A 26,563-nucleotide genomic window follows, 5' to 3' on the forward strand; every position below is an offset into this window, starting at 1 on the left:
CAGTCCACCTCTTCGCACAGGAGTGGCGACACCCGATGACCAACGACGAAAAGCTGCTCTCCTACCTCAAGCGGGTCTCCGCCGATCTGGCCCAGACCCGCCAGCGGCTGCGCGAGGTGGAGACCCAGGACCGGGAACCCATCGCCATCGTCGGGATGAGCTGCCGCTTCCCCGGCGGCGTGACCACCCCGGAGGAGTTCTGGCGGCTCGTCCACGACGGCACCGACGCCATCGGTGACTTCCCCGACGACCGGGGCTGGGACGTCGACGCGCTCTACGACCCCGACCCGGACGCCACCGGCAAGAGCTACGTCACCCGCGGCGGGTTCCTCACCGAAGCGGCCGGGTTCGAACCGGACTTCTTCGGCATCAGCCCCCGCGAGGCGGTCGCGATGGACCCCCAGCAGCGGCTCCTGCTGGAGGTGTCGTGGGAGGCCCTGGAACGGGCCCGGATCGCCCCCGACTCGGCGCACGGCGCCCGCATCGGCGTGTTCGCCGGTACCAACGGCCAGGACTACAAAGACCTGTTGGCGAAGATGCCGGAGGACAGCGAGGCGGCACTCGGCACCGGCGTGCTGGCCGCCGTCATCTCCGGCCGCATCTCCTACACCCTGGGCCTGGAAGGCCCGGCCGTCACGATCGACACCGCCTGCTCCTCGGCGCTCGTCGCCGTGCACCTCGCCGTACAGGCGCTGCGCGACAAGGAGTGCACCCTCGCGCTGGCGGGCGGCGCGACCGTGATGTCCACCCCGGGCAACTTCGTCGCCTTCTCCCGGCAGCGCGGTCTCGCCCTGGACGGCCGCTGCAAGTCCTTCGCCGACGCCGCCGACGGCACCGGCTGGAGCGAGGGCGCCGGCATGCTGGTGCTGGAGCGGCTCAGCGACGCACGGCGCAACGGCCACCAGGTACTGGCCGTCGTACGTGGCTCCGCCGTCAACCAGGACGGTGCCTCCAACGGACTGACCGCGCCCAACGGGCCCTCCCAGCAGCGCGTCATCCGGGCCGCGCTGGCCGGTGCGCGGCTCGGCCCCGCCGACGTCGACCTGCTGGAGGCGCACGGCACCGGCACCACGCTGGGCGACCCGATCGAGGCACAGGCGCTGCTCGCCACCTACGGGCAGGACCGGCCCGCGGACACCCCGCTGTGGCTCGGGTCGGTCAAGTCCAACATCGGGCACACCCAGGCCGCGGCCGGCGTCGCCGGCATCATCAAGGCGGTCATGGCGATGCGGCACCGCGTGCTGCCCAAGTCGCTGCACGCCGACGAGCCGTCCACCAAGGTCGACTGGGACCAGGGCCAGGTCCGGCTGCTGACGGAGAACCGGCCCTGGACCGACCCCGGCCGCCCGCGCCGGGCCGCCGTCTCCTCCTTCGGCGCCAGCGGCACCAACGCGCACACCATCCTGGAGGAGGCCCCCGCCGAAGAACCGGACGAGGCCGAACCGCGTACGGCACCGCCGCTCGTCCCCTGGGTGGTCTCCGGCCGTACCGAGCGCGCGTTGCGCGAACAGGCCGCCCGCCTGGTCGCCGTCGCCGGTGAACAGGACCCGGTGGACGTGGCGCACTCCCTTGCCGCCACCCGCACCGCCCACCAGTACCGGGCCGTGGTCCTCGGCGCCGGCACCGACGCGCTCGTCACGGCCCTGAGCGGTGTCGCCGAGGGCGGCCGGGGCGTGGCCTTCGGCCGTGTCCGCAAGGGACAGACCGCCTTCCTGTTCACCGGGCAGGGAGCACAGCGCGCCGGCATGGGCCGGGAGCTGTACGCGCGCTTCCCGGTCTTCGCCCGCGCCTTCGACGACAGCTGCGCGCTGTTCGGCGACGACGACCTGCGCGACCTCGTCCTCGGCGACGACGTCGAACCGCTGAACCGCACCGCCCGCACCCAGACCGCGCTGTTCGCCTTCGAGGTCGCCCTGTACCGGCTGGTGGAGTCCTGGGGCCTCACCCCCGACCACGTGGCCGGACACTCCATCGGCGAGATCGCCGCCGCCCATGTCGCGGGCGTGCTGGACCTGAAGGACGCCACCAGGCTGGTGGCCGCGCGCGGCCGGCTCATGCAGGCGCTGCCCGAGGGCGGCGCGATGATCGCCGTACGCGCCACCGAGGACGAGGTCCGCCCGCTGCTCACCGCGCGGGTCGGCATCGCCGCCGTCAACGGCCCCGGCTCCGTGGTGATCTCGGGCGACGCCGCCGAGGCCGAGGCGGTGGCCGCCCGCTTCGCCAAGAGCCGGCGGCTGAAGGTGTCGCACGCCTTCCACTCCCCGCTCATGGAGCCGATGCTGGCCGACTTCCGGTCGGTCGTGGAGTCCCTGACCTTCCACCGGGCCGGCGTCCCCGTCGTCTCCAACGTCACCGGCGCCCTCGCCACCCAGGACATCGCCACTGCCGACTACTGGGTCCGGCACGTGCGCGAGGCGGTCCGCTTCCACGACGGGATACGCGCCCTCGCCGCCGAGGGCGTCACCCGCTTCCTCGAGATCGGCCCGGACGCCGTACTGACCGCCATGGCCCGCGAGTGCCTGGCCGCCGACGGCACCGACACCGACGCGGTGCTGGCCGCCGCCGGCCGCCGCGAGCGCGACGAGACCGAGACGCTGCTCACCGCCGTGGCGCAGATGTACGCCGGCGGTGCGCCCGTGGACTGGACCGCGCTGTTCACCGGCGCCCGCACCGTCGACCTGCCCACCACCGCCTTCCAGCGCGAGCGGTTCTGGCCGGAGACGGCCGCACCGGCCGGCGACGTCGGCTCCGCCGGACTGGACTGCGCCGACCACCCGCTGCTCGGCGCGGCCACGATGCTGGCCGACTCCGACGGCGCCGTGCTCACCGGCCGGCTGTCGGTGCGCAGCCACCCCTGGCTCGCCGACCACGTCGTGAGCGGCTCGGTCGTCGTCCCCGGCACCGCCATGGTCGAACTCGCCGTCCGCGCCGGTGACCAGGTCGGCTGCGGCCGGCTGGAGGAACTCGCCCTGGAAGTACCGCTGGTGCTGCCCCCGGACGACGGCGTGCGCGTCCAGGTCGCCGTCGGGGCGCCCGACCCGTCCGGCGCCCGCACGGTCCACATCTACGCCCGCGCCGAGAGCCTGCCCGCCGACGAACCCTGGACCCCGCACGCCTCCGGCCTGCTCGCCGCCGGCACCGGCACCCCGGGCGCCCGCCTGGACGTCTGGCCCCCCGAGGACGCCGAACCCCTCGACACAGACGGCCTGTACGAGCGGCACGCCGCCGCCGGCCTCGCGTACGGGCCCGCCTTCCAGGCCCTGACGGCCGCCTGGCGGCGCGGCGAGGAGGTGTTCGCCGAGGTACGGCTGCCCGAGCGGCCCGCCGCCGACGCGTCCCGCTTCGGTCTGCACCCCGCCGCCTTCGACGCGGCCCTGCACTCCCTGGCCCTGCTCGGCGACGGATCCGCCGACGACACCGCCCGCCTGCCCTTCCTGTTCGCGGGCGTCACCCTGCACGCCGTCGGCGCCTCGGTGCTGCGCGCCCGGCTGGTGCCCACCGGGCCGCACGCCTTCGCCGTCGACCTCGCCGACGCCACCGGCGCCCCCGTCGCCACGGTCACCTCCCTCACCTCCCGCCCGCTCACCCACCTGCGCGCCGGCCGCGACAGAAGCGCCGACGCCCTGTTCACCCTCGACTGGCAGCCGCTGCCCCTGGACACCGACGCCCCCGACACCGGCCACCGGGTGCTGCGCACCACGCCGGGGAGGGACGGGGACGCCGTACGGGAGGCGCTGCACAGGGCGCTCGCGGCCCTCCAGGACGACGACCCCCGCCCGCTCGCCGTCGTCACCGAGGGCGCGGTGAGCGCCGCGGGCGAGGACGTGCCGGACCTGGCCGGCGCGGCCGTATGGGGCCTGGTGCGATCCGCGCAGTCGGAGAACCCGGACCGGTTCGTGCTGCTCGACCTCGAACCGGGCGCGGACGCCGACGCCGTACTGCCCGCCGTTCTCGCCTCCGGGGAACCGCAGATCGCGGTGCGCGCGGGCACCGCCCGTGCCCCCCGGCTGGTGCGCGCCGAACCACCTGCCGGGACAACGGGGTTCGCCCTCGATCCCGAGGGCACGGTGCTGCTGACCGGCGCCACCGGCGGCCTCGGTCCGGTGCTGGCCCGGCACCTGGTCACCGCGTACGGTGTCCGTCGCCTCGCCCTCGTCAGCCGGTCGGGCGGCGCCGGCGAACTGATCGCCGAACTCACCGCCCTCGGTGCCACGGCGACCGCCCACGCCTGCGACGTCGCCGACCGGGACAGTCTCGCCGCCGTCCTGGCAGCCATCCCGGCCGACCGTCCACTGACCGCGGTCGTCCACGCCGCCGGCGTCCTCGACGACGGCGTGGTCTCCTCGCTCACCCCCGAGCGGATCGACACGGTCCTCGCGCCGAAGGCACTCGGCGCCCTGCACCTGCACGAACTGATCGGCGACCGCGCGGAGTTCGTGCTGTTCTCGTCCGTCGCAGGCACCGTCGGCGCCCCCGGTCAGGGCAACTACGCCGCCGCCAACGCCCTCCTGGACGCTCTCGCCGCCCACCGCCGTGCCCAGGGGGCACCCGCCCTGTCGCTGGCGTGGGGACCCTGGGCCCCGTCCGGTGGCATGACCAGCTCCCTCGACGAGGCCGACCGCGCCCGTATGGCGCGCGGCGGCATGACCGCGCTGTCGGCCGACGAGGGCACCGCCCTGTTCGACCGGGCGGCGCGCGCCGGCCGGCCCGCGCTGGTACCGGTGCGGCTCAGTCTGCCCGCGCTGCGCGCCCAGGGCAGCGCTCTCGCGCCCGTCTTCCGCGCGCTGGCGGGCCGCCCGATGCGCCGCGAGGCCGCCGCGGAGGGGGCCGACGTGACGTTCGCCGAGCGCATGGCCGCTCTGGGGGAGGAGGAACGCGCCGAGGCGCTGCTGCACACCGTCCGCGCCCACGTCGCCGGCGTGCTCGGGCACGCGGACCCCGGCAGCGTGGAGACCGACCGCGCCTTCAAGGACCTCGGCTTCGACTCGCTCGCCGCCATCGAACTGCGCAACTCCCTCTCCGCCGAACTGGACCGGCGGCTGAGCGCCACCCTGGTCTTCGACCACCCGTCGCCCGAAGCGCTCGCCACCCACCTCGGCACCCTGATCGGCGGCGCCCGGACCACAGCGCGTCGAAGCGGCCGTCGCGGCGGCACCGCGCGTGCGGACGAACCCCTGGCGATCGTGGGACTGGCGTGCCGCTACCCCGGCGACGTCCGCACCCCCGAGGACCTGTGGCGGCTGGTCGCCGACGGCACCGACGCCATCACCCCGTTCCCCGCCGACCGGGGCTGGGACGTGGACCGCATCGTCGACCCCACCCGGCAGCGGCCCGACACCTCCTACGTCGGCGAGGGCGGATTCCTGCACGACGCGGGCGCGTTCGACGCCGCGTTCTTCGGCATCAGCCCGAAGGAGGCCCTCGTCATGGACCCGCAGCAGCGGCTGCTGCTGGAGGCGTCCTGGGAGGCACTGGAAAGCGCCGGCATCGACCCGCACACCCTCAAGGGCAGCCGGACCGGCGTGTTCGCCGGGGTCCAGTACCACGACTACGTCGGCAGCTTCGGCTCCGGCAGCATCATCTCCGGCCGGATCGCCTACACCCTGGGCCTGGAGGGCCCGTCGCTGTCCGTCGACACCGCCTGCTCCTCCTCGCTGGTGGCGCTGCACCTGGCCGCCCAGTCCCTCCGACAGGGCGAGTCCGGCCTCGCGCTGGTCGGCGGCGTGGCGGTCATGGCCACCCCGGAGACGTTCATCGAGTTCAGCAGGCAGGGCGCGCTCGCCGCCGACGCCCGCACCCGCGCCTTCGCCGACGCGGCGGGCGGGACCGTGTGGGGCGAGGGCGTCGGCGTCCTGGTCGTGGAACGGCTCTCCGACGCCCGGCGCAACGGCCACGAGGTGCTGGCCGTCGTCCGCGGCACCGCCGTCAACCAGGACGGTGCCTCCAACGGCCTCACCGCGCCCAACGGTCCCTCCCAGGAACGCGTCATCCTCGAGGCACTGGAGAACGCCCGCCTGACCACCGCCGACGTGGACGTGGTGGAGGCGCACGGGACGGGTACGACGCTGGGTGACCCGATCGAGGCGCAGGCGCTGCTGGCCACCTACGGGCAAGGCCGGCCGGCCGGCGAGCCGCTGTGGCTGGGCTCGGTCAAGTCCAACATCGGGCACACCCAGGCAGCCGCCGGTGTGGCGGGCGTCATCAAGATGGTGATGGCGATGCGCAACGGCGTCCTGCCCAGGACCCTGCACGTGGACGCGCCGTCCACGAAGGTCGACTGGGACGCCGGGAACGTGCGCCTGCTGACCGAGGACCGGGCCTGGCCGGCGACGGACCGTCCGCGCCGGGCCGGTGTGTCCTCGTTCGGCATCTCCGGCACCAACGCCCACGTCATCCTCGAACAGGCACCGTCCGCCCCCGCCGAGCCGGAGCGCACCGGACCCCAGGGCCCCGCCGTCCCGTGGCTGCTCACCGCCAAGACGCCCGCCGCCCTCGCGGGCCAGGCCGCCGCCCTCCTCGGCCACCTCGACACCCACCCCGGGCTCGACCCCTGCGACGTCGGCTGGTCACTGGCCACCACCCGCGCCCGCTTCGCCCAGCGGGCCGCGATCACCGGAGCGGACCCGGCCGAACTGCGCGGCGCCCTGGCCGCGCTGGCCGACGGCACCACCGCCCGCAACCTCGTCCAGGGCACCGCGGCCGGCCGCGCCCGGCCGGTGTTCGTCTTCCCCGGCCAGGGATCGCAGTGGCCCGGCATGGCCACCCGGCTCCTCGACGACTCCCCGGTGTTCGCCGCCCGCATGGCCGAGTGTGCCGCCGCCCTGGAGCCGTACACCGACTGGGACTTCCCCACCGAGCTGCGCGGCGAGCTGGACCGCGTCGACGTCGTCCAGCCGCTGCTCTGGGCCGTCATGGTGTCCCTGGCGCACCTCTGGAGCGCGTACGGCGTCACCCCGGCCGCCGTCATCGGCCACTCCCAGGGTGAGATCGCCGCCGCCTGCGCGGCCGGCGCCCTGACCTTGGCGGACGGCGCCCGCGTCGTCGCCCTGCGCTCCCAGGCCATCGCCGAGCTGCTGTCCGGCTCCGGCGGCATGATGTCCGTCGGCGAGGGCGCCGACGCGGTCCGCGCCCGGCTCGCCCCCTGGGACGGCCGGCTGTCCGTCGCCGCCGTCAACGGCGCCGCCTCCACCGTGGTGTCCGGCGACCCCGACGCCCTCGACGAACTCCTCGCCCGGCTGCGCGCGGAGAAGGTCCGCGCCAAGCGCCTGCCCGTCGACTACGCCTCCCACAGCGCCCACGTCGAGACCCTGCGCGAGCGACTGGCCGACGCCCTCGAGGGCATCGAGCCGCGCGGCACGCAGGTGCCGTTCTACTCCACCGTCACCGGCGGACCGATCGACACCACGGAACTCGACGCCGGCTACTGGTACACCAACCTGCGCGGCACCGTGCTGTTCGAGCAGGCCGTGCGCGCCGCCGTCACCGACGGGCACCAGCTGTTCATCGAGTCCAGCCCGCACCCGGTGCTGACGCCCGGCATCCAGGAGACCGACGACGCCGTGGCGGCCGTGGGCTCCCTGCGCCGCGACGAGGGCGGCCGGGACCGGCTGCTGACCGCGCTGGGCGAGGCGTTCACCCGGGGCGCGAACGTCGACTGGAGCGCCGTCGCCGAGGGCCGCCACGCGCGCCGGGTCCCGCTGCCCGGCTACGCCTTCCAGCACGACCGGTACTGGCTCGACAGCACCGCGAGCGCCGCCGACGTCACCTCCGCCGGCCTCGCCCCCACCGACCACGCCCTGCTCGGCGCCGCGATGGTACGGGCGGACAGCGAGGGCGCCGTCCTGACCGGACGCCTGTCCCCGGGCACCCAGCCCTGGCTGGAGGACCACCGGGTCGGCGGCCGGCTGCTGTTCCCCGGCACCGGGCACCTGGAACTCGCGCTGCGCGCGGGCGACCAGGTGGGCTGCGGCGACATCGCCGAACTCACCCTGCACGCGCCGCTGGTGCTGCCCGACCACGGCGCGGTACAGCTCCAGGTCGTCGTCGGCCCGCCCGAGGGGGAGACCCGCCCGGTCACCATCTGGTCGCGTCCGGAGAGCCCCGACGAGGAACTGCCGTGGAGCCGGCACGCCGACGGCCTGCTCGCCCCGACCGGCACCCTGCCGACGACCGCCGACCCGCTCACCGTGTGGCCCCCGCGGGGCGCCGAACCCGTCCCGCTCGACGGCCTGTACGACGAACTCGCCGCCCTCGGCCTCGGATACGGGCCGCTGTTCCAGGGCCTGCGTGCCGCCTGGCGCGCCGAGGACGGCCTGTACGCGGAGGTCGCCACCGACGCCACGCCCGACGGCTTCGGACTGCACCCGGCCCTGTCGGACGCCGCCCTGCACACCGTCGGCCTCACCGACGCCGCGGGCGACGAGGCCCTGCTGCCGTTCGCCTGGTCCGGGGTACGGCTGTACGCCACCGGTGCGAGCGCGCTGCGCGTCCGGGTCCGGCCCGCCGGCGAGGGCACCGTCTCGCTCACCCTCGCCGACCCCACGGGCGCGGCCGTCGCCGCCGTCGAGTCGCTCACCCTGCGGCCCCTGCGGGCTGAGACGCTCGCCGCGGCAGCCCGCCCGGCCCGCGCGGGCGCGCTGTACCGGGTCGACTGGGTGCCGGCCCCGGCGTCCGCGACGGCCGTTGCGGCACCACTGGAGGTGCTGCGCGCACCGGCCGGGGTCGACGCCACCGAGACCCGGGCGGCCGTCGACACGGTCCTCGACGCGCTGCGCGTCCGGCTCGCCGACGAACGCCTTGCCGGCACGACCCTCGTCGTGGTCACCGGCACCGACCCGGCGGGAGCCGCGGCCGGCGGTCTGGTCCGCTCGGCCCAGTCGGAGAACCCCGGCCGCATCGTGCTGGTCGAGGCCGAGGTGGATCCGGGAGCCGAACGCCTCACCGAGGCGGTGGCCACCGGAGAGCCGCACCTGGCCTTCCGTGACGGTGCCTGGCGGGCACCGAGGCTGACGCGCATCACCGACGACGTACCGGACACCGGCGCGAGCGACGGCGCGGGCACCGGCACCGGTACGGGCACCGGTCTGGGTGCCGGCACCGGTGCTGACGCCGGTGCGGGTGTCGGTACAGGTACAGGCACGGGTCTGGGCATCGGTACAGGCACCGGCACCGGAGGCGGTACAGGCACCGACCCGGGTACCGGCACCGGTCCGGGTACCGGCACAGGTCCGGGTACCGGCACAGGTCCGGGTACCGGCACCGGTCCGGGTACCGGCACCGGTCCGGGTACCGGCACAGGCCCGGGTACCGGCACCGGCACCGACCCGGGTGTCGGCACCGGTGCGGGCACCGGTCTGGGTGACGGCACCGTTCTGCTCACCGGCGGCACGGGCGCCCTCGGCCGGATCCTCGCCCGCCACCTGGTCGCCGAGCGGAACGTCCGGCACCTGCTGCTGCTCAGCCGCAGCGGCGCCACCGACGATCTCGGCGCCGAACTCACCGCCCTGGGCGCCGAGGTGACCAGCGTCGCCTGTGACGTCGCCGACCGCGCCGCGCTCGCCGCCGTGCTGGACGCCGTACCGGCCGACCGGCCGCTGACCGCCGTGATCCACACGGCCGGCGTCCTCGCCGACGGCGTGCTCACCTCCCTGACCCCGGAGCGGATCGACACGGTGTTCCGGCCGAAGGTCGACGCCGCCTGGCACCTGCACGAACTCACCGCGGACCTGAACCTGTCGGCGTTCGTGCTGTTCTCCTCGTCGGCCGCCACGCTCGGCTCGCCGGGCCAGGCCAACTACGCCGCCGCCAACGCCTACCTCGACGCGCTCGCCGTGCACCGCCGGTCCCTCGGGCTGCCCGCGCACTCCCTGGCCTGGGGGCTGTGGGCGCAGGCCGGCGGGATGACCGGCACGCTCGACGAGACGGACCTCACCCGTATCGCCCGCGGCGGTGTCGCCCCGTTGGCGACCGAGGAGGGTGTCGCCCTGTTCGACACCGCCGTGCGCGGCGCCGACCCCGCCGTGCTGCCGGTGAAGCTCGACATGGCCGCCCTGCGTGCCCAGGGCGAGGCTCTGGCCCCGCTGTTCCGCGGTCTCGTACCCGTACGCCGGGCCGGTGCGGCCACCGGACAGGGCGCGACCGGCGGCGCCGACGCCCTGCGTGACCGGCTCGCCGGACTGCTCGGGGCGGAGCGCGAACCGTTCCTCACCGAACTCGTGCGGAGCCATGTCGCGACCCTCCTCGGCTACCGGTCCGCCCAGGACGTCGGCCGCACCCTGGCCTTCCGGGAACTGGGTTTCGACTCCCTGGCCGCCGTGGAACTGCGCAACCGGCTCACCGCGGCGACCGGCCTCCGGCTGCCCGCCACCCTCGTGTTCGACCACCCCACCCCCGCCGAACTCGCCCGCCACCTGCTCGGCGAACTCACCGGCACCCTCACCGAGACGACCGCCCGCACCGCTCCCCGGGCCGCCGCCGACGACGAACCGATCGCCGTCGTCGGCATGGCCTGCCGCTTCCCCGGCGGCATCGCCTCACCGGAGGACCTGTGGCGGCTGGTGGCCGAAGGCCGGGACGCCGTCGGCGAGTTCCCCGCCGACCGCGGCTGGGACGTGGAGAACCTCCACGACCCGACACTGGACCGGCCGGGCACCAGCTACACCCGCCACGGCGCCTTCCTGTACGACGCCCCGGACTTCGACCCCGCGTTCTTCGCCATGGACGAGGAGGAGGCCGAGGTCACCGACCCCCAGCAGCGGCTGCTGCTGGAGACCTCCTGGGAGGCACTGGAACGCGCCTCCATCGACCCCGCCGGCCTGCGCGGCTCCGACACCGGTGTGTTCGCGGGCGTCATGTACCACGACTACTTCGGCAGCTTCGGCTCCGGCAGCGTCGTCTCCGGCCGCGTCGCCTACACCCTGGGCCTGGAGGGCCCCACCCTCTCCGTCGACACGGCCTGCTCCTCGTCGCTGGTCGCGCTGCACCTGGCAGCCCAGGCACTGCGCCAGGGCGACTGCTCGCTGGCGCTGGCCGGGGGAGTGACCGTCATGGCCACCCCCGGCACCTTCGTGGAGTTCAGCCGGCACCGGGGCCTGTCCCGGGACGGCCGCTGCAAGCCCTTCGCGGACGCCGCCGACGGCACCGGCTTCGGCGAGGGCGCCGGCGTCCTGCTGCTGGAACGGCTCTCCGACGCCCGCCGCAACGGCCGGAACATCCTGGCCGTCCTGCGCGGTACCGCCGTCAACCAGGACGGCGCCTCCAACGGCATCAGCGCCCCCAACGGCCCCGCCCAGCAGCGCGTCATCCGCCGTGCCCTGGCGGCGGCCGGAGTCCAGGCGGCCGAGGTCGACGTGGTCGAGGCCCACGGCACCGGCACCACCCTCGGCGACCCCATCGAGGCACAGGCGCTGATCGCCACCTACGGCGCGGAGCACACCGAGGACCACCCGCTGTGGCTCGGCTCGGTCAAGTCCAACCTGGGCCACACCCAGGCCGCCGCCGGTGTCGCCGGCGTCATCAAGATGGTCGAGGCCATCCGCAACGAGACCCTGCCCGCCAGCCTGGGCATCGACCGGCCCTCCCGGCACGTGGAGTGGGACGGCGCGGGCGTCCGGCTGCTCACCGAGAACCGCCCCTGGCCGGACCCGGGACGCCCGCGCCGCGCCGGCATCTCCTCCTTCGGCATCTCCGGCACCAATGCCCACGTGATCGTCGAGGCCCCGCCCGCCGAGGAACCCGCCGACGAGACCGGCACCCCCCCGACCGACATCGTGCCGTGGCTGCTCTCCGGCCACACCCCGGACGCCCTGCGCGCCCAGGCCGCCCGACTGCTGGAGCACCTGTCCGCCGCGCCGGACACCGACCCGCACCGCCTCGCCGGCGCGCTCGCCCACGCCCGCACCCGGCTCGGCCACCGGGCCGCCGTACTCGGCCGCACCCGGGACGAACTGACCGCGGGCGTCCGGGCCGTGGCGGAGGGCCGCACACCCCGCTCCGGCGTCCTCGGCACCGCCGCCGACGGCCGGCTCGCCTTCCTCTTCTCCGGTCAGGGCTCGCAGCTGCCGGGCATGGGCAGCCGCCTCGCCGCCGCGTTCCCCGCCTTCGCCGCCGCCTTCGACGAGGTCCGCGCCCACCTGGACGCGCTGCTGGACCGGCCGCTCGCGGAGGTCCTGGACTCCGCCGATCTGCTGGAGCGCACCGAGTACACCCAGCCCGCGCTGTTCGCCGTGGAAGTGGCCCTGTACCGGCTGCTGGAGTCGTTCGGCGTCCGGCCCGACCTGCTCGCCGGACACTCCGTCGGCGAGTTCGCCGCCGCCCATGTCGCGGGCGTGCTCGACCTGAAGGACGCCTGCACCCTCGTCGCCGCCCGGGGACGCCTGATGCAGGCCCTGCCCGAGGGCGGCACGATGATCGCCGTCCGCGCCACCGAGGAGGAGGTCGCCCCCCTGCTGGGCGACGGCGTGGGGATCGCCGCCGTCAACGGGCCCGCATCCGTCGTCGTATCGGGGCCCGCCGGACCGGCCCGCGCGCTGGCCGCCCGCTTCGAGCGCGCCAAGGAGCTGGCCGTCAGTCACGCCTTCCACTCGGCCCTGATGGAACCGATGCTGGAGGAGTTCCGCGAGATCGCGGCGTCGGTGCCGTACGGAACGCCGCGCATCCCGCTGGTGTCCACCCTCACCGGGGCCCCGGCAGCCCCCGACGAGCTGTCCACGCCCGAGTACTGGGTGCGGCACGCCCGCGAGGCCGTCCGCTTCGCCGACGCCGTCACCGCCCTGCACGACGCCGGCGCACGGCACTTCGCCGAGGTCGGCCCCGGCAGCGCGCTGACCGCCGCGGCCGGCGAGTGCCTGCCCGACGAGACGGCCGTCGTACCGCTGCTGCGCAAGGACCGCGAGGAGACCGAGGCTCTGCTCACCGGGCTCGCCGCCCTGCACGTGCACGGGCGTGCCGTCGACTGGACGGCCCAGCTGCCCCACCGCGACGGCTCGGACCTGCCCACCTATGCCTTCCAGCGGGCCCGCTACTGGATGACCGGCGACCTCGGCCTGCCGCGCCCGGCCGCCGACCACCCGCTGCTCGGCACCGCCGTGGAACTCGCCGGCGCCGACGGCACCCTGTACACCGGCCGGCTCTCCCTCGCCGAGCACCCGTGGCTGGCCGATCACAGCGTGGGCGGCGTGCCGCTGCTGCCGGGCACCGCCTTCGTCGAGATGGCCCTCGCCGCCGGGGCCCGCGTCGACTGCGGCACGGTGGAGGACCTGACCGTCACCGAGCCGCTGGTCCTGCCCGAGGACGGTTCCGTCCGCATCCAGTGCACGGTCGGCGAACCGGACGCGACCGGCGCCCGCGCCTTCCGCGTGTACGCCGCCGCGGCCGACGGCGAGCCGTGGACCGTCCATGCCACCGGCGTACTGCGCCCCGCCGGGGCGGCCCCCGGCCACGACCTCACCGCCTGGCCGCCGCCCGGCGCCGAACCGGTCGGCGTGGACGGCGTGTACGAGAGGCTGGCGGAGCTGGGTGCCGACTACGGTCCGCGCTTCCGGGGGCTGCGTGCGGCCTGGCGGCACGGCGACGAGGCGTACGCCGAGGTCGCCGTCCCCGCCGACAGCACCGCGTTCGGCCTGCACCCGGCGCTGTTCGACGCCGCCCTGCACACCATCGGGCTGCGCGCGGGTGCCGAGGAGCGCATGACGCTGCCCTTCGCCTGGAACGGCGTGGAGCTGTACGAGCGGGGCGCGACGGCCCTGCGGGTGCGGATCGCCCCGGCCGGCACCGGTGCGGTGCGCATCGAGGCCGCCGACGGAACCGGCCGGCCGGTGGTCCGGGTGGCGTCGCTGTCGCTGCGGGAGGTGGACCCGGAGCGGATCGCCGCGGTCGCGGCGGGCGGACACGAGGACCTGTTCGCCCTCGACTGGGCGCCCGTCCCGGTGCCCGCCGCACCGCAGGCCGGACGGTGGACCGTACTCGGCCCCGGCCGCGACGAGCTGGCCGGTGCCCTGGCCGGCGAGGTCGCGGAGGTCGGCGTCGCCGCCGACCTGGCCGAGGCCGCGGAACAGGCCCCCGACACCCTGGTCGTGGTGCACGCCGGCGGTGCCGGAGCGGACGAGATCCGGGCGGGCGCCGGCGGGCTCCTCGCCCGCGTCCAGGACTGGCTGGCCGACGCCCGGTTCGCCGACAGCACCCTGGTGGTGGCGACGCACGGAGCGACCGGCCCGGGAGCCGTCACCGACCCCGGCGCCGCCGCGGCGTGGGGCCTGATCCGCTCCGCCCAGTCCGAGCACCCCGACCGCCTGGTCCTCGCCGACCTGGACGACACCGACGCCTCCCGGCGCCTGCTGCCGTCCGCGGTCGCCTCGGGTGAGCCGCAACTGGCTCTGCGGGGCGGCGCGGTGAGCGTCCCGCGGCTGCTGCGTGCCCCGCGCCGGGCCGGCCCCGCACCGGCCGACTTCTCCGGTGGCGTCCTCGTCACCGGCGGTACCGGCGCCCTGGGCCGGCTGGTCGCCCGGCACCTGGTCACCGCGCACGGCGCCGAGCGGCTGGTGCTGCTCAGCCGCAGCGGACCCGCGGCACCCGGCGCGGCCGGGCTGAGCGAAGAACTCACCGCGCTCGGCGCACGAGTGAGCGTCGTCGCCTGCGACGCCGCCGACCGCACCGCGCTCGCCCGGGTCCTGGACGAACACCCGGTCACCGCGGTGGTGCACACCGCGGGCGTGCTCGCCGACGCCGTCCTGACCTCGCTCACACCCGAGCGGCTGGACGCGGTGCTGCGACCCAAACTGGACGCCGCCTGGCACCTGCACGAACTGACCCGCGAGCGGCCTGTGACGGCGTTCGTGCTGTTCTCCTCAGCGGCCGGCCTGCTCGGCAGCCCCGGCCAGTCCGGCTACGCCGCCGGCAACACCTTCCTGGACGCCCTCGCCGCACACCGCCGCTCGCTCGGCCTGCCCGCGGTGTCCCTCGCGTGGGGCGCCTGGGCGGGCAGCGGCGGCATGGCCGACCGGCTCGGGGACACCGACACCCGCCGCCTCGCCTCCGGCGGTGTGCTCGCCCTCGACGCGCAGGCCGGACTCGCCCTGTTCGACGCGGCGGTGGGCCGCGACGAACCGGTCCTGCTGCCGGCCCGTCTGGACCTCGCCCCGCGTGAGGCCGCCCGCGTCGCCCCGCTGCTGCGCTCCCTGGTGCGGGCGCCCCGCCGAACGGGGCCCGGCGCGTCGGCCGCCGCGTCGGCGCTGCGCCACGAACTGGCCGGGCTCGCGCCCGGGGACCGCGGCGAACGGCTGCTGCGGCTGGTGCGGGACGAGGCTCGTTCGGTGCTCGGCACCGAGGAGTTCGAGAACGAACTGCCCTTCAAGGACCTCGGTTTCGACTCGCTGACCGCCGTCGAGTTCCGCAACCGGCTCAACGAGGCCACCGGCCTGAGGCTCACCGCCACGCTCGTCTTCGACCACCCGACCCCGGCCGCACTCGCCGACCACCTCGCCGCCGAGCTGGCCCCGCGCACCGGCGACGGCCCGCGTGGCGAGGAGGACTCCGTGCGGGCGGCGCTCGCCGCCATCCCGGTGGGGCGGCTGCGCGAGGCGGGCCTGCTGGACAGCCTGCTGGAACTCGCCGGACTGCGGTCCGCGGCCCAGCCGGCCCCGGCCGGTGAGCCCGGCCGCGCGTCGATCGACGCGATGGACGCCGAGAGCCTGATCAGCATGGCGCTCGACGATCTCGTCGGGGACGACGACGCCCTGTGACGACGCCCGCGACAAGGAAGAGGACCATGGCCGAGTCCGAGAAGCCGGACACCAGGATGGTCGAGGCGCTGCGCGCCTCGCTGAAGGAGATCGAGCGGCTGCGGGAACGCAACCGCGCGCTGACCGCCGCGGCCCGCGAACCGGTCGCGATCGTCGGCATGGCCTGCCGCTACCCGGGCGGTGTCCGGTCCCCCGAGGACCTGTGGCGCCTGGTCGCGGACGGTGGGGAAGGCATCACCGAGTTCCCCGCCGACCGCGGCTGGGACCCGGACCTGTACGACCCGACACCGGGCGCACCCGGCCGCTCCTCCACCCGCGAGGGCGGATTCCTGCACGACGCGGGAGAGTTCGACGCCGCGTTCTTCGGCGTCAGCCCCAACGAGGCCCTCGTCATGGACCCGCAGCAGCGGCTGCTGCTCGAAGGATCCTGGGAAGCGCTGGAGAACGCCGGCATCGACCCCCTCTCGTTGCGCGGCAGCCGCACCGGTGTGTTCGCGGGCGTCATGTACCACGACTACTTCGGCAGCTTCGGCTCCGGCAGCATCGTCTCCGGCCGGGTCGCCTACACCCTGGGCCTGGAGGGCCCCACCCTCTCCGTCGACACCGCCTGCTCCTCCTCGCTCGTGACCCTGCACCTGGCCGCCCAGGCCCTGCGGCAGGGCGAGTGCACCCTGGCGCTGGCCGGGGGAGTGACGGTGATGGCATCGCCGGGCACCTACGTGGAGTTCAGCCGGCAGGGCGCCCTCTCCCCGGACGGCCGCTGCCGCTCCTTCGCCGACGACGCGGCCGGCACCGGGTTCTCCGAGGGACTGGGTGTCCTCGTCCTGGAGCGGCTGTCGGACGCGCGCGCCAACGGGCATCCGGTGCTGGCCGTGGTCCGTGGTTCCGCCGTCAACCAGGACGGTGCGTCCAACGGGCTGACGGCGCCGAACGGTCCCTCCCAGCAGCGGGTGATCCGGCAGGCGCTGGCCGCGGCGCGGTTGTCGGCCGCCGATGTGGACGTGGTGGAGGCGCACGGGACGGGTACTGCGCTGGGTGACCCGATCGAGGCGCAGGCGCTGCTGGCCACCTACGGTCAGGACCGGCCGGCCGGCGAGCCGTTGTGGCTGGGCTCGGTCAAGTCCAACATCGGGCACACCCAGGCAGCCGCGGGTGTGGCGGGTGTCATCAAGATGGTGATGGCGATGCGCAACGGCGTCCTGCCGAGGACCCTGCACGTGGACGCGCCGTCCACGAAGGTCGACTGGGACGCCGGGAACGTGCGCCTGCTGACCGAGGACCGGGCCTGGCCGGCGACGGACCGTCCGCGCCGGGCCGGTGTGTCGTCCTTCGGGATCAGCGGCACCAACGCCCACACCGTCATCGAGGAGCCGCCCGCCGAGGACCGCCCGCCGACGGACACCGAACCCGACGCCCCGGCGGTCGTATGGCCCCTGTCCGCCCGCTCCGCGCAGGGCCTTCCCGCGCAGGCCGAGCGTCTGCACGCGTTCCTGGCGGACCGGCCGGAGCTGCACCCGGCGGCCGTCGCCCGGGCCCTCGGCACCCGGCGCACCGCCTTCGACCACCGCGCGGCCGTCACCGGTACCGACCGGGACCGGCTGCTGGCCGGCCTGCGCGCCGTCGCCACCGGTGCGCCCGCCGCCACAGCCGCGAAGGGCAGGGCCCGGTCCGGCACCCGTACGGCGTTCCTGTTCACCGGCCAGGGCGCCCAGCGCCTCGGCATGGGTCTCGAACTACGCGCCCACTACCGGGTGTTCGCCGACACCTTCGACGCGATCGACGACCGTCTCGGCCTGGACCTGGCCGGGGTGCTGGCGGGTGACGACGCCGACGCCGTCCACCGCACGCAGTACGCCCAGACGGCACTGTTCGCCTTCGAGGTGGCCCTGTTCCGGCTGCTTGAGTCCTTCGGTGTGCGGCCCGACATCCTGGCCGGGCACTCGGTCGGGGAACTCGCCGCCGCCCATGTGGCGGGCGTCCTCGACCTGGACGACGCCTGCACGCTGGTCGCCGCCCGCGGCCGGCTCATGCAGGCACTGCCGGAAGGCGGCGCGATGGTCGCCGTACAGGCCACCGAGGACGAGGTACGGCCGCTGCTGGACGGGCGCGTCGGGCTCGCCGCGGTCAACGGCCCCAACTCCGTGGTGCTTTCGGGGGATGAGGAGGCGGTGCTCGCCGCCGCGCAGGGCTTCGCGAAGACCAGGCGACTCGCCGTCTCGCACGCCTTCCACTCGCCGCTGATGGACGGAATGCTCGACGACTTCCGAGCCGTGGCCGAGAAACTGACCTACCATCAGCCGCGCATTCCGCTGGTGTCCGCCCTCACCGGCCGCCCCGCCGAGGCTGAGCGGCTGCGAGACCCGGACCACTGGGTGCGGCATGTGCGGGAGACGGTCCGGTTCGCCGACGCCGTCGCCGCCCTCACCGCCTCGGGCGCCGGCCGCTTCGTCGAACTCGGCCCCGACGCCGTCCTGACCGGCCTGGCGCGCGCGTGCGTGGAGGCCGACGGCGCCGTCTTCGTCGCCCTCGGCCGGCGCCACGGCAGCGAGCCCTCCACCCTGGTCTCCGGCCTCGCCCAGCTGTACACCGACGGCCTGGCCCCCGACTGGGCCGCGCTCTTCCCCGGTACGACCCGCGCCGAACTGCCCACCTACGCCTTCCACCGCGCGCGCTACTGGCTGGACGCGGACGTGGCCCTCGGCGCCGGACCGCTCGCCGGGCCGGGGCCCGCCGGAGCCCACCGACCCGCCGACGCCGAGCCGTTGCGGCGGCGGCTGGCCGGTGTCTCACCGGCCGAGCAGGAGGCGCTGCTGACCGACGTGGTCCGGGCGCAGGCCGCCGCGATCCTCGGCCACGCGGGACCGGAGGACGTCGCCCCCGACGCCGTCTTCCTGGAGCTCGGCATGGACTCCGTCTCCGCGGCCGAGCTGCGCGGCGCACTCGGCAACGCCCTGGGCACCGCCCTGCCGGCCGGTGCCGTCTTCGACCACCCCACCCCGGCCGCCCTCGCCGCCGCCCTGCGCGGACGGCTGGCCGACGGTGGTCCGGACGCGGGCGGTGCCGGTGACCTGGAATCGATCAGCGGGCTGGTGCGCCGCGCCGCGGCGGACGGGCGGATGGCGCAGGCCGTCGAACTGCTGCGCACCGTCGCCGGGATCCTTCCCGGCTTCTCCTCCCTCGCCGAACTCGGCGACGTCACCGACCCGGTGCGGCTGGCCGGCGGCGACGGCTCCCCGCGGCTGGTGTGCCTGCCCTCGCCGATGGCGCTCGGCGGCGCTCACCAGTACGCCCGTTTCGCCCGGCACTTCCAGGGCCACCGTGACGTCCTGGTGCCCGCGGTGCCCGGCTTCGGTCCCGGCGAGGCACTGCCGCTGTCCGTGGACGCGGTGGTGGAGGTGGTCGTCGAGGGCATACGCCGGGCCTGCCCGGACGGGCGGCCGTATGTGCTCGTCGGCTACTCCTCCGGCGGCCAGTTCGCCCACGCGGCGGCCGAGATCATGGAGAAGGCCGGACAGCCGGCCTCGGCCGTGGTGCTGCTGGACACCTATCTGCCCGGGGACGACGGCAAGGACGAGCTGTGGCGGCAGATGTTCGACGGCATGCTGGACCGAGAGTCGTCCCTCGGCGGCTTCGGAACCGCCCGCCTCGCCGCGATGAGCCGCTACAGCGACCTCATCCAGGACTGCCTGCCGGGCGCCCTGGCGGCGCCGGTGCTGTTCGTGCGGCCCGAGGAGTCCTTCGCCACCGGCACCGGCACCGACGACTGGCGGGCCGACTGGCCAGCGGAGCACGAACCGGCCGACGTGCCCGGCACGCACTTCACGATCCTGGAGGACTTCGCGGACGCCACCGCCGCGGCGGTCGACGCGTGGCTGACCCGTGCGGTGACCGGTTGACGGCAAGACCCGGTGGCAGATCCGGCGGTGACGGAAAACCGGTGGCGGACCTGGTACGGCACCGGGCCGAACATGCCGCGGGGCGCGGTGGTCGAAAGGCCGTCCGCGCCCTGCGGCTTCATTCACTTACCGGCCTCGCGGAAATGCGCCAACCACGCCTCGATATCGCAGCGAATACTGTCCGGATCGACACCTAAATGCACAGCGATTTCGTCCGCCGCCGATTCCGGTTCCCATCCGCTCCGCTGGAGCGCCAGCCACATCGTCGTGCCGCGTGGGCCGCACCGGTGCCGCTTGCCGGTACGCCGGGAGAACAGCTCCAGAAATCCGTCGGGCCGGACCTGCACGGTCAGCTCGGGGTCAGGCCTCCTGGTCATGCGGCTTCCCATCTTCCGAAGATTATTCCGACGTCTCCGACGGTACCCGCCAACACGCCTGACGGCACTGGTGCTAACCGATCTGTTCGCAGGGGGACCAGATATTCGGACAGGGTGGTGCCAGTTATCCGGGTAAGGGAAGATTCCTCGCCCTTGACAGCGAGACCACAGAGTATCGCCGGGCTCCTGTCGAAACCTGTCGTGGCCAGGTGGAGAAACCTCTACCTCGAACCGGCCGGACAATGCCAATGTGCCGCGGCCGCATCGTTCCTAATGTGGTCCGCAGACACCGCGTGAGAAGCGCGTTATCTCATTGGGGAGCCCGAGTGCACACTTCACAGGACCTCCGCCGGGCGGAGGCGGTACGGCTGGACGCCGTGTCGAAGACCTATGGCCGAGGAGACAGCCAGGTGGCCGCGCTCCGCGGGCTCACCATGAGCTTCGCCGACGGCACCTTCACCGCCGTGATGGGCCCGTCCGGGTCGGGCAAGAGCACCTTCCTGCACTGCGCCGCCGGACTGGTCCAGCCCACCTCCGGCACGGTCACCGTCGGCGGCGCCGACCTCGCCGGCCTGGACGACACCCAGCTGACCAAGCTGCGCCGGGACCGGATCGGGTTCATCTTCCAGTCCTTCAACCTGCTGCCCGCGCTGACGGTCATGCAGAACATCACCCTGCCCCTGCAACTGGCCGGACAGCGGCCCGACAAGGCCCTGATCCGCACCGTGGTGCAGCGTGTGGGCCTGTCCGAGCGCCTCGGCCACCTGCCGTCCCAGCTCTCCGGCGGCCAGCAGCAGCGCGTCGCCATCGCCCGCGCCCTGGTGACCCGTCCCGCCGTGGTCTTCGCCGACGAGCCGACCGGCGCCCTCGACACCCGCACCGCCGCGTCCGTGCTCACTCTGCTGCGCGAGTCCGTCGACACCGCCCGCCAGACGCTGGTCATGGTCACCCACGACCCGGTGGCCGCCTCCTACGCCGACCGCGTGGTCTTCCTCGCCGACGGCACCTTCGCCGGCGAACTGCACCGGCCGACGGCCGACGCCGTCGCCGCCCGGATGACCAGGCTCGGCGCCTGGGAGGACGACACCCACCGGCAGACCATGCCGCAGCCCTCGGGGGGACGGCACTGATGTGGCGCCTGGCACTGCGTACCCTGAAGTTCCGCAGGACGAGTTTCGTCGCGACCTTCCTCGCCATGTTCCTCGGCGCCGCGATCGTCATCGGCTGCGGCGGCCTGATGGAGACGGGCGTCCGCATGGCGGCCGAACCGCAGCGACTGCGGGGCGCCCCGGTCGTCGTCACCGGTGAACAGACCTACGAGTCCACCGCACTGACCGAGCGTCACCGCATCGACCCCGGCCTGGTCGGCACGGTGGCCAAGGCCGACGGCGTGCGCGCGGCCGTCCCCGACGTGTCGTTCCCGGCCACCGTCCTCCACGACGGCAAGCCGCTCACCGGCAAGTCCGCCTCGTACGGCCACGGCTGGGCCGGCGCCCGGCTCACCCCCTATACCCTCGCCGTCGGTGGATCCCCCGCCGCCGGCGGCGAGGTCGTCCTCGACTCGGCACTCGCCCGGCGCGCCGGCGCCCGTCCCGGGTCCACGGTCGACATCGTCGTCCAGGGCACCACCCGGCGGTTCCGGGTCACCGGCATCGCCGAACAGCACGGCGGCCACAACCCCGACGCCGCCGTGTTCTTCACGGACGACGAGGCACGCGCCCTCGCCGGCGGCCGGATCGACTCCATCGGCGTTCTGCCCGCATCCGGCACGAGCGTCGCCACCGTCGCGGACGCGGTGCGTTCGGCGGTCGGTGACCGCGCCGAGGTGCTCACCGGGGAGCGCCGGGGCCTGGCGGAGCTGCCCGGCACCCTGCCCAGCAAGCGCACGGTCGTCATCCTCGCGGCGGTCTTCGGCTCGTCGGTCGTGCTGATCGTCATGTTCGGTGTCGCCTCCACCCTCGGCCTCTCCCTCCAGCAGCGCGCCCGGGAGATGGCCCTGCTGCGCGCCGTCGGCTCCACCCCGAAGCAACTGCGCCGCATGATCCTCAGTGAGACGGCCGTGCTGTCGGTGGCATCCGTGCTGCTCGCCCTGCTGCCCGGCTGGGCCATCGGGCGGCTGCTGTTCGCGGTGCTGACCAACAGCGGCGTGGTGTCGTCGGAGATCGTCTACCACGCCGGCCGGCTCCCGATGGCCGTCGGAGCGGTCGTCACCGTCCTGGCCGCGGCCGGCGCCACCCGATTCGCCGGACGGAAGGCCGCCCGCACCGAACCGGTCGCCGCGCTGGCCGAATCCACCGCCGCCAACAGCTGGTTCAGCGTCACCCGGCTGCTGCTCGCACTGTTCTTCCTCGCCAACGGCATCGGCCTGGCCGTCGCCACCGCGACCGTGATGGAGGACGGCCCCACCCTCGCCAGCACCGCCGGACCCGCCTCCGTGCTCTTCTGCATCGGCCTGGCCCTGCTCGCCCCCGGCATCACCAAGGCCATGGTGGCGCTGCTGCGGCTGCCGGTACGCGTCCTCTCCGGCCTCTCCGGTCAGCTCGCGCTGCGCAACGCCGCCACCGCCAACGTCCGCATGGCGGGCGCCATCGCCCCCATCGTCCTGCTCATCGGCATCGCCACGGGCACGCTCTACATGCAGTCCACCGAGGACCACGTCTCCCGGACCTCCTACGACCGCAACATCCTCGCCGACTACGTCCTCGACTCCACCACCGGCGGATTCGCCCCCGGCGTCCTGGACCAGGTGCGTGCCACGCCCGGTGTGACCGCGGCCTCCGAGTTCGTCACCAGCCGCGGCTTCGTGGACCGGCCCGGCGGGCCGGCCCAGGTCGACCTGCGCGGCGTCTCCGCCGACGGCGTGCGCCGCAGCCTCGACCTGCCCACCGTGGCCGGCGCCCTCACCGGACTACGCGGGAACACCGTGGCGCTGTCCGACAAGAAGGCCCGCGAGTACGGCGTGAAGGTCGGTGACCGGCTGCCGATGCACCTGGGCGACGGCACCGCCGTACGCCCCACCGTCGTCGCCCTCTACACCGACAACCCCAAGCAGGAGTACCTGACGCTGCCGGCGGCGGCCCTCGCCCCGCACACCGGTGACGGACTGCCGCACCAGATCCTGGTCCGCGCCGCCGGTGCGAACGGCACCGACGTCCACCACCGCCTCGCCGCGCTGGCCGACCGGGTACCCGGCACCGAACTGGACGACAGCTCCTCGCTGGCCGGCCGGAACAACCAGATCCAGCAGATCCTGGTGTCCGCCAACTACACCATCGTCGCCATGATCGTGGGCTACGCCGCGATCACCGTCGTCAACACCCTGGTGGCGGTCACCCGGAAACGACAGGCGGAGTTCGGCCTCCAGCGGCTCACCGGCGCGACCCGCGCCCAGGTACTCGGCATGCTGACCGTCGAAGGCGTCCTCATCGCGGTCATCGCCACCGTCCTCGGCACGATCGCCTCCGCGACCACCATCGTCCCCTACAGCCTCGTCAAGAGCGACTCGTACCTGCCCTCCGGGTCCATCGGCACCTACCTCGCCATCGTCGGCGGGTCGCTGCTGCTGGTGTTCGGCGCCACGCTGCTGCCCTCCTGGCGCGGTATGCGCAGCCCCGCCGTGGACACGGTGAAGGCCGCGTGAGCCACCCCCTGACCGGGCCGTCCCCGCTTCCCCCGAGCGGGGGCGGCCCCTCCCTGACCGGTGGCCGGGGATGGGAGCATGAGCCCATGAAGACTGTGCCGGTCACCTGGCGCGGCCGACTCGGCGGCGCCACCCAGGACACCCTGGTCGGCGTGGCCATCGCCACCGGAGCCCTGCTGTCGATCGTCCTCTTCGTCACCACCGCCTACTTCATCATCCTGTGCCTGATCGGCATCGGCTTTCTCCCGCTGCCCTACCTGACCCGAGCGGTGCGCCGGCTGTGCGATCTCAACCGGCGCGCCGCCGCACGCGCCGGCGTCCCCGTGGAACGGCCCTACCGGCCCGAACCGGAGGAGATCGAGAAGGACATCGTCGGCTGGACGCGCCGCTGCAAGTGGATCCTCGCCGACCCCGCGACCTGGCGGGACCTGCTGTGGCTGCTGCTCAACTGCCTCGTCGGCCTCGTCGGTTTCGTACCGGCCGCCCTGCTCTACTACGCGGGGGAGGGGCTGTTCCTGGCCTGCGGCCTGTGGCGGCCCATCGCGGACGGCGGACAGGGCCGCTGGTACGCCTCCGTCACGGTCGACAGCTGGCCGGCCGCGCTGGCCGCGGGCCTGCTGGCGGTCGTCGTGTTCGCCGGCTGGGTGTTCCTCGGCCCGCTGGTGCTCAAGGGATACGCCTACTTCGTCCGCTTCCTGCTCGGCCCGACCCGCCAGGCCCAACTGGCATCCCGCGTACAGCACCTGTCCGAGACCCGGTCCGGCGCCCTCGACATCCAGGCCGCCGAACTGCGCCGCATCGAACGCGACCTGCACGACGGGGCACAGGCCCGGCTCGTCAGCCTCGGCCTCCAACTCGGCGCGGTGGACCGGAAGATGAACCAGGACCCCGAGGAGGCACGGAGACTGCTGCGGCAGGCGCGCACCTCGTCCGTGCAGGCCCTGCGCGAACTGCGCGACCTGGTCCACGGCATCCACCCGCCGGTCCTCGCGGAACGGGGCCTGGCCGACGCCCTGCGCGCCCTGGGCCTGGCCAGCCCGTTGCAGGTCACCGTGGTGGTCGACCTGCCCGGCAGGCTGCCCGACCCGGTCGAGTCCGCCGTCTACTTCGCGGTGTTGGAGCTGCTCGCCAACGCCCTCAAGCACGCCGACGCCCGGCGCGTGGAGGTCGTCGCCTGGCGCGAGGAGGACATCCTGCACGCCCGGGTCACCGACGACGGCCGCGGTGGCGCGGACGTCTCGGCCGGGAGCGGTCTGGAGGGCATCCGACGGCGGCTGGCATCCTTTGACGGGGTCCTGGAGATCAACAGTCCTCCGGGTGGTCCGACCGTGATCGAGATGGAGCTGCCGTGCGCGTTGTCCTCGCCGAAGACCTCTTCCTCCTGAGGCAGGGGATCATCCAACTGCTGGAGGCGTACGGATTCGAGGTGGCCGCCGCGGTCGACAACGGCACGGATCTCGCCGCCGCGATCACCGAGCACCGGCCCGACGTGGCCATCGTCGACGTACGGCTGCCGCCCACCTTCACCACCGAGGGCCTCCAGGCCGCGCTGCGCGCCCGCCGTGAACGACCCGGCCTGCCGATCCTCGTCCTCTCCCAGCACGTCGAGCAGATGTACGCCCGCGAGCTGCTGGCCGACGGCACGGGCGGCATCGGCTATCTGCTGAAGGACAGCGTCCTGGACGACGAGCAGTTCATCGACGCCGTGCGCCGGGTCGCGGCCGGCGGAACGGCCATGGACCCCGCCGTGGTCGCCCAGCTGATGACCAGCCACGCCCGGGACGAACCGCTGGCCGCGCTCACCGCGCGCGAACGGGAGGTGCTGGAACTCATGGCCGAGGGCTGCTCGAACACGGCGATCGCCCAGCGGCTGACCGTCACCGAGGGCGCGGCCGCGAAGCACATCTCCAACATCTTCACCAAGTTGATGCTGCCGCCGTCGAGCGACAGCAACCGCCGGGTGCTCGCGGTGCTCGCCTACCTCAACGCCTGAGCAGGTCCTCTGGGGCGGGTAGGGGTGGCCGGCGGAACGCGCCGCGGGTGAGACTGCCGGTGCCGCCGTGCCCCGCGTCGCGCGGCCACCGTCAGGAAGGGAACGCCCACCCCATGACCACGCTCACCGAGCACGAGCGCCGCTGGATCCGCCGCTACGACCCCCGTCCGGACGCGGCGGCCAGGCTGGTGTGCCTGCCCCACGCGGGCGGCTCGGCGACCTTCTACCGCCCGGTGTCGGCGGGCATGCCGGTGTCGGTGGACGTGCTCGCCGTGCAGTACCCGGGGCGCCAGGACCGCCGCCACGAGCCGTGCGCCACGAGCCTCGACGAACTCGCCGACCACGTCTCCTCCGTACTGCTGCCGTGGACGGACCGTCCCCTGCTCCTGTTCGGCCACAGCATGGGCGCGACCCTGGGCTTCGAGGTCGCCCGCCGGCTGGAACGCGACCACGGCGTCGTCCTGTCCGCGCTGTTCGCCTCCGCCCGCCGGGCCCCTTCCTGCCCCCGGCACGAGAGCGTCCACCTGCGCGACGACGACGGACTCATCGAGGAGATGCGGCAGCTGAGCGGAACGGACTCGGCGATCCTCGAGGACGACGAGCTGATCCGCATGGCCCTGCCCGCGATCCGCGCCGACTACCGGGCCGCCGAGACCTACGTCTACGAGCCGGGCCCCAACCTGCGGTGCCCCGTCGTCAGCCTGGTCGGCGACGACGATCCGAAGGTCACCGTGGACGAGGCCCGCGCCTGGTCGCGCCACACGGACACCTCGTCCGAGTTCCACGTCTTCCAGGGCGGACACTTCTACCTGACGGCCCACCGGAAGCAGGTGCTCGCACTGCTGGCGCGAAGGGCGGTCCAGGCGTGACGGCGGTCCTCGTCACCGGTTGCGTCAGCGGCACCGGCCCGGACACGGCAC

8 protein-coding genes are annotated in these 26,563 nt (G+C 74.6%); 7 read left to right on the plus strand and 1 reads right to left on the minus strand.

All coding sequences use genetic code 11. The features are described from left to right. Positions 1-35 precede the first annotated feature (35 nt). Entirely contained in the window at positions 36-15,737 is a 15,702-nt protein-coding gene (locus tag ACIGYR_RS15160) for an SDR family NAD(P)-dependent oxidoreductase (RefSeq protein WP_399599300.1), read from the plus strand. A gap of 26 nt (positions 15,738-15,763) precedes the next feature. Next, the gene (locus ACIGYR_RS15165) at positions 15,764-19,633 is read left to right on the plus strand and encodes a type I polyketide synthase (RefSeq protein ID WP_399599303.1); all 3,870 of its coding nucleotides are present in this window, start codon (positions 15,764-15,766) and stop codon (positions 19,631-19,633) included. A gap of 122 nt (positions 19,634-19,755) precedes the next feature. On the opposite strand, the gene ACIGYR_RS15170 is transcribed toward ACIGYR_RS15165, so the two are convergent. Further along, positions 19,756-20,022 (minus strand): hypothetical protein, encoded by a 267-nt coding sequence (locus ACIGYR_RS15170; RefSeq protein ID WP_399599305.1) that lies wholly within the window; start codon positions 20,020-20,022, stop codon positions 19,756-19,758. A 314-nt stretch (positions 20,023-20,336) separates the two neighbouring features. Here ACIGYR_RS15170 and ACIGYR_RS15175 point away from each other — a divergent pair, with 314 nt between their 5' ends. From ACIGYR_RS15175 to ACIGYR_RS15195, 5 genes are all read left to right on the plus strand, one after another. Further along, a complete protein-coding gene (locus ACIGYR_RS15175; protein ID WP_391842805.1) occupies positions 20,337-21,140 on the plus strand; it encodes an ABC transporter ATP-binding protein in 804 nt (267 codons plus the stop codon). Continuing rightward, on the plus strand, positions 21,140-23,650 hold the full coding sequence (locus ACIGYR_RS15180) for an FtsX-like permease family protein (RefSeq protein ID WP_399599309.1): 2,511 nt from the start codon (positions 21,140-21,142) through the stop codon (positions 23,648-23,650). Before ACIGYR_RS15175 ends, ACIGYR_RS15180 begins: the two co-directional genes overlap by 1 nt. An 86-nt stretch (positions 23,651-23,736) precedes the next feature. Next, positions 23,737-25,035 (plus strand): sensor domain-containing protein, encoded by a 1,299-nt coding sequence (locus ACIGYR_RS15185; protein WP_399599311.1) that lies wholly within the window; start codon positions 23,737-23,739, stop codon positions 25,033-25,035. Further along, positions 24,999-25,643 carry a response regulator gene (locus ACIGYR_RS15190; RefSeq protein ID WP_391842799.1) on the plus strand — a complete coding sequence of 215 codons (645 nt, stop codon included), beginning with the start codon at positions 24,999-25,001 and terminating at the stop codon, positions 25,641-25,643. The genes ACIGYR_RS15185 and ACIGYR_RS15190 overlap by 37 nt, the downstream gene beginning before the upstream one ends. 113 nt (positions 25,644-25,756) lie before the next feature. Further along, entirely contained in the window at positions 25,757-26,512 is a 756-nt protein-coding gene (locus ACIGYR_RS15195) for a thioesterase II family protein (RefSeq protein ID WP_399599314.1), read from the plus strand. The last annotated feature ends 51 nt before the right edge of the window (positions 26,513-26,563 follow it).

The sequence above is a fragment of the Streptomyces sp. NPDC053076 genome, assembly GCF_044546845.1.
Classification (GTDB): Bacteria; Actinomycetota; Actinomycetes; order Streptomycetales; family Streptomycetaceae; genus Streptomyces.

Coding starts and splice junctions, on each gene's coding strand:
- ACIGYR_RS15160 (WP_399599300.1), top strand. CDS start 36: ATGACCAACGACGAAAAGCTGCTCTCCTACCTCAAGCGGGTCTCCGCC.
- ACIGYR_RS15165 (WP_399599303.1), top strand. CDS start 15,764: ATGGCCGAGTCCGAGAAGCCGGACACCAGGATGGTCGAGGCGCTGCGC.
- ACIGYR_RS15170 (WP_399599305.1), bottom strand. CDS start 20,022: ATGGGAAGCCGCATGACCAGGAGGCCTGACCCCGAGCTGACCGTGCAG.
- ACIGYR_RS15180 (WP_399599309.1), top strand. CDS start 21,140: ATGTGGCGCCTGGCACTGCGTACCCTGAAGTTCCGCAGGACGAGTTTC.
- ACIGYR_RS15185 (WP_399599311.1), top strand. CDS start 23,737: ATGAAGACTGTGCCGGTCACCTGGCGCGGCCGACTCGGCGGCGCCACC.
- ACIGYR_RS15195 (WP_399599314.1), top strand. CDS start 25,757: ATGACCACGCTCACCGAGCACGAGCGCCGCTGGATCCGCCGCTACGAC.